Here is a 4,261-nt window from a genome sequence, read left to right on the forward strand (position 1 = left end):
AGTCTGGGCCATCTTCCGTGCCAGCCCTTCAACGCCCGGCGTGAACGTGGCGAGGGCTCGAGCCCCAGCCGGCTCACGGACGCTGGCTGAACAGTCACACACGCATGGGGACGAAGGAAGTGTTCGAGATCGTCAAGCGTGTAGCTGAACGGCTTGCCGTGAATGTCAGCCGGCACCATGTAGCCGACGCGCCGGCCGTTCTTCGTGTTCGTGCTGCCGGGCACACGTGTCACGGTGGCAGCGTGCAGAGTGGCAACGTCGCTGCCGATGCCGGCACACGCTTCGTGCAGGGCTCGCTGTAGCTTCGTCCATCGACGCATCACCGAATCGGGATAGCTGCGCAGGGGTTCGGTGGGCTTGTCTCTGTCGTGCAGGTGCCATAGTGCCCAACAACCCCGGCTCAGCAGGAACACGGACGGTGGTGGCACGGTGCCGGCATCTACAAGCCGCATCACGGCAGCGTAGGAGCCGTGAACGTCGAGCCCGTGCCGATACCCGTCTAGATCCACGTGGCAGCAGGTGAGGTAGCGAACGCTGTCCACGTTCCGAACGGCTGGCAGCAGCTGCGTCAGCGTGTGTCTGGTTCGGTACGTGCCGGCTCGATACATGCCGTGGACGCCGAAGTAGCTGTCGGCATCCAGGGCTTCGGCAACGAGATCGTCCCGGAACAGCCCACGCAGCTGGTGAGCCGGCACACAGCCCAGAGACTGCCACTCACCTTCCACCTTGCGTGCGAAGGGCACGTAGCTGTCGGACATTCCCCGATGCAGCAGATCCATCACCACGGCATCCGGCCCCCGTGGGCGCCGTAGGGCTGGTGGTGCCGGCTGCACCGTGTTCACGTGCAGCTGCTGAACGAGATCGGCAATCGGCTTGGCTGTCATGGCTCTTCGTTCAGCGCCAGCCCCAGCACCGCGGCCACACGCCCGGCGGTGTCCAGCCGTAGGTTGCGTTCCCGCCGGGCAAACCGGCTCAGCACATCGGCACCGATGCCGGCTTGCTTTGCCAACTCGAAGTGATTCCCGTAGTGGCAGACAGCAGCGTGCAGCCGTTTCTCTACTTGGCTGTCGAGCCGAACCAGAGAGCGTGCGGGCTTGGCTTTGACGCGCCGTACCCTAGGCGCAACGCTCGAAACTTGTCCAGAGATGCGTTGAGCCGGCTTCCGTGTCATGGTTTCCCCCGTGGTGTCTGTGGCAACTGCCACTAGGCTACGGCATCCGTCGATCGGCTGACAGCCGGCACAGCTGCCATACTCAGCACCACCGTGCTGGTGGTGCCCGTGGCACGCTGGCACACACGCTGCACGCTGCTGTACGTCCACGTGCTGCTACCCGTGGCCGTGGGAATGCCATCTCGGGTGAGCCCGGCAGCAATGGCACGAACGCTGGTGCCGGCGGCACGTTCAGCATGAATGCGTTCCACCACTTCGAGTTGAGCCGGAACAGCACGCAGCTGTACCGGGATGCCGGCTCGGCTGACAGCACCTTCCCCAGCCAGCTGGTAGCCGAAGGGCACGCGCCCGGCACGCTCGCCACGGCGGCGCTTGGCTTGAAGTGCTGCACGTGTCCGGGCTGCTATCACGAGCCGTTCATACTCGCTGAACGCATCCACCACCCGACGCAGCAGCACGCTGGTGGGATCGTCGTCGTCGGTGCCTTCACCAGCAACGGACACCACGCGCCCACCACGCTTCTGCACCATCCGTTCCACCAGGGCACATGCCATCACATCCCGTGCCAGCCGATCGCGCTTCATCACCAGCAGCACGCTGCCACGGGTGACGGCGTTCACTGCATCCATGAGGGAGTGGCGCTTGTCGAGTGGAGCCCCACCAGAGATGCCGGCATCCACGAACATGCCCACCAGCTGCCAGCCGTTCCGGGCACAGTGCTGTTCCATGGCGTGCCGTTGGGCTTCGAGCCCCAACCCCGATTCCGTCTGTTCGGCTGTCGAGCATCGGCAGTAGCAGACGGCGTTCATGGCTTCGTTCCCGGTGGCTGGTGGGCTGTGGCAACTGCCATAGTCTACGCTGTCGGGTGGGCTGTGGCAACTGCCATACGTGGTATCGGCTGAACGCAGCTGTTCGGTTGCGTTCAGCTGGTGCCGGCTTCGAGGTGATCGGCAGCCAGGGGGAAGGGGTGCCGGCTGGCTTCGAGCCCGCCGTAGGGCTGGCTACCGAACGTCAAATGGTCTAGGCGCCTAGACCTTTGTGCCGGCTGGCTTCGAGCCCGCCGTAGGGCTGGCTCGCCAGGAATGGCAGCCACCACAAGCCCTAGGAAGCCCGATCGGGTGGCAAGCCGGCTCTGGATACGTCCGGAAATAGTGCCGGCTGTAGGGGCTGTGCCGGCACCGGGGGCTCAGCTGGTGATCGGCACAACCGGCTCACTCGGCTTCTGTGGCAACTGCCAGAGCCGTGGCAACGGGTGGCACGGCTGGTGCCGAAGATCCAACGAGACAGCAGCTGTACCGGGGGCGTGCCCGTGGGCATCTTCAAGCGTGTCGGGGCCTACTTCGTTGGGGAGTCAATTCCAGCCATGACGGACAAGGAACGTGTAGCCCGTGATCGGGCCGAAGCCGTGGTTCGCAAGGGGCTTCAAGCAGCCGACGCAGTGAAGGAAGCCGGCAAAGCTCTGCACCAGCTACGGCACAACGAGTGGTGGAGGGACACACACGACAGCTGGAGTGAATACGTTCAGCAGACGTTCGGCATCACGGCACGGCGTGCCCACCAGCTGGTTGAGTTCAGCTTGTTCACGGACGAACTGGCGCGAGCGATCGGTACCAGTGGTACCGAAGTCACGATGACTGAACGCTCGCTGCGTCCGCTGGCGGACGTTGAGCCCGCGGAAGTGCCGGCTGTGGTAGCCGAAGCCGTGGCTGCATCCGGTGGCGGACAGCCCACGCCAGGTGCCATCCGGCGTGCAGCTGCCAGCCGTAGGAAGGGCTCGAAGAGACTCACCAGCAAGGTGCCGAAGCCGCTCACCATCCGCATCGGTGGTGCCAGGGTGACGGTGCAGCCGATGGCACCAGAGCCGGCTTTCCGGGGGTGGCGTGAATCGCTGCTGGCTGCTGTGGCAAAGCTCGACGCGAATGTAGAAGCCGACGCAGCGTAGGGGAAAACCGGGGGCGAACTGCGGACACACGCACAGAGAAGCACCCGGGGTTTATCGGTGGCGCACCAGCCGTGATCGGAGCCCGCCATCCCCCCGGCTGCACGTGAACGCCCGTACCGCCGGCTCACCTTACGGTTTCGATTGGTTCGGGGCGAAATTGTCGCCCAGAGATACATGGGGACAGGGGGAAGGGGGCTGCCGCCCCCCCAACCCCCCCGCTCGACAACAACACCCCCGGAGGGGGCATGGGGGCAACTCGGGAAGCCCAACCCCTACTAGCTCACTCTTGAATATCGGAATGAGCCCCGGTTTCCACGGCGTTTCCGGCGTTCACCGGGGAAACATACGTCTCGTCTGCATGGTGGGCTTCGGCTTGTGGGTGAGCCGGCTGGGGCAGCCGATGGCACGCATGTCAGCCAGCACCGTGGCAAGGCTCGGGTGGAGCCCTACGGCAGCCAGGTGAGCCCGTACAGCCGTGCCCGTGGGGATGGAGCCGTCATCCGTGATCGTGGCACAGACAGCCCGCACGGCTTCCACACGCCGTGCTGCTGCGTCTCGTCGGGATAGGGCTGGTGCCGGCACCGGGATGCCGTGGCTGGTGGCTGGTGGGAATGGTTTCTTCCGATCGGCTGACAGAAGTGCCGCTTCGTCGGGAGTAACCGCCAGGGCATCGGCAATCGTCTGGTGTGCAGGCCCGCCGTGGTGCGGCTTCCGCATCGACCGGAACGAAGCCATGCAGTGAGCGAGTGTCACCTTGTCCCCAGCCGGCTGCTGCATCCCGTGCAGGTGTTCCGCGAACGTCGTCTGCACCTTGGCTGGCTCAGCGTGCAGGGCACGCAGCACCAGGGCTACGTAGCGAACTGCTGCGTTCCGTGTGCCCACCTTCCAGCCACCACGCATATCACGCAGCTGACGCAGCACGCTGTTGAGCCGATGCCATCTTCCGTGCCAGCCCTTCAACGCCCGGCGTGAACGTGGTGAGGGCTCGAGCCCCAGCCGGCTCACGGACGCTGGCTGAACAGTCACACACGCATGGGGGCGCAGGAAGTGTTCGAGATCGTCAAGCGTGTAGCTGAACGGCTTGCCGTGAATGTCAGCCGGCACCATGTAGCCCACGCGCCGCCCGTTCTTCGTGTTCGTGCTGCCGG

The 4,261-nt window shown here is 65.0% G+C and carries 3 protein-coding genes; 1 reads left to right on the forward strand and 2 read right to left on the reverse strand.

Annotated features, from left to right (window positions below):
• The coding region (locus tag FJ309_17140) for a hypothetical protein (protein ID MBM3956299.1) at positions 1–884 on the reverse strand (884 nt) is incomplete at its 3' end.
• Between the two features lie 319 nt (positions 885–1,203).
• Entirely contained in the window at positions 1,204–1,980 is a 777-nt protein-coding gene (locus tag FJ309_17145) for a resolvase (protein MBM3956300.1), read from the reverse strand.
• A 500-nt stretch (positions 1,981–2,480) separates the two neighbouring features.
• On the opposite strand from FJ309_17145, the gene FJ309_17150 reads away from it, so the two are divergent.
• Positions 2,481–3,113, forward strand: coding sequence for a hypothetical protein (locus tag FJ309_17150; protein MBM3956301.1), 633 nt, complete (start codon positions 2,481–2,483; stop codon positions 3,111–3,113).
• Positions 3,114–4,261 lie beyond the last annotated feature (1,148 nt).

It is taken from the genome of Planctomycetota bacterium, from assembly GCA_016872555.1.
Lineage (GTDB): Bacteria > Planctomycetota > Planctomycetia > Pirellulales > UBA1268 > F1-20-MAGs016.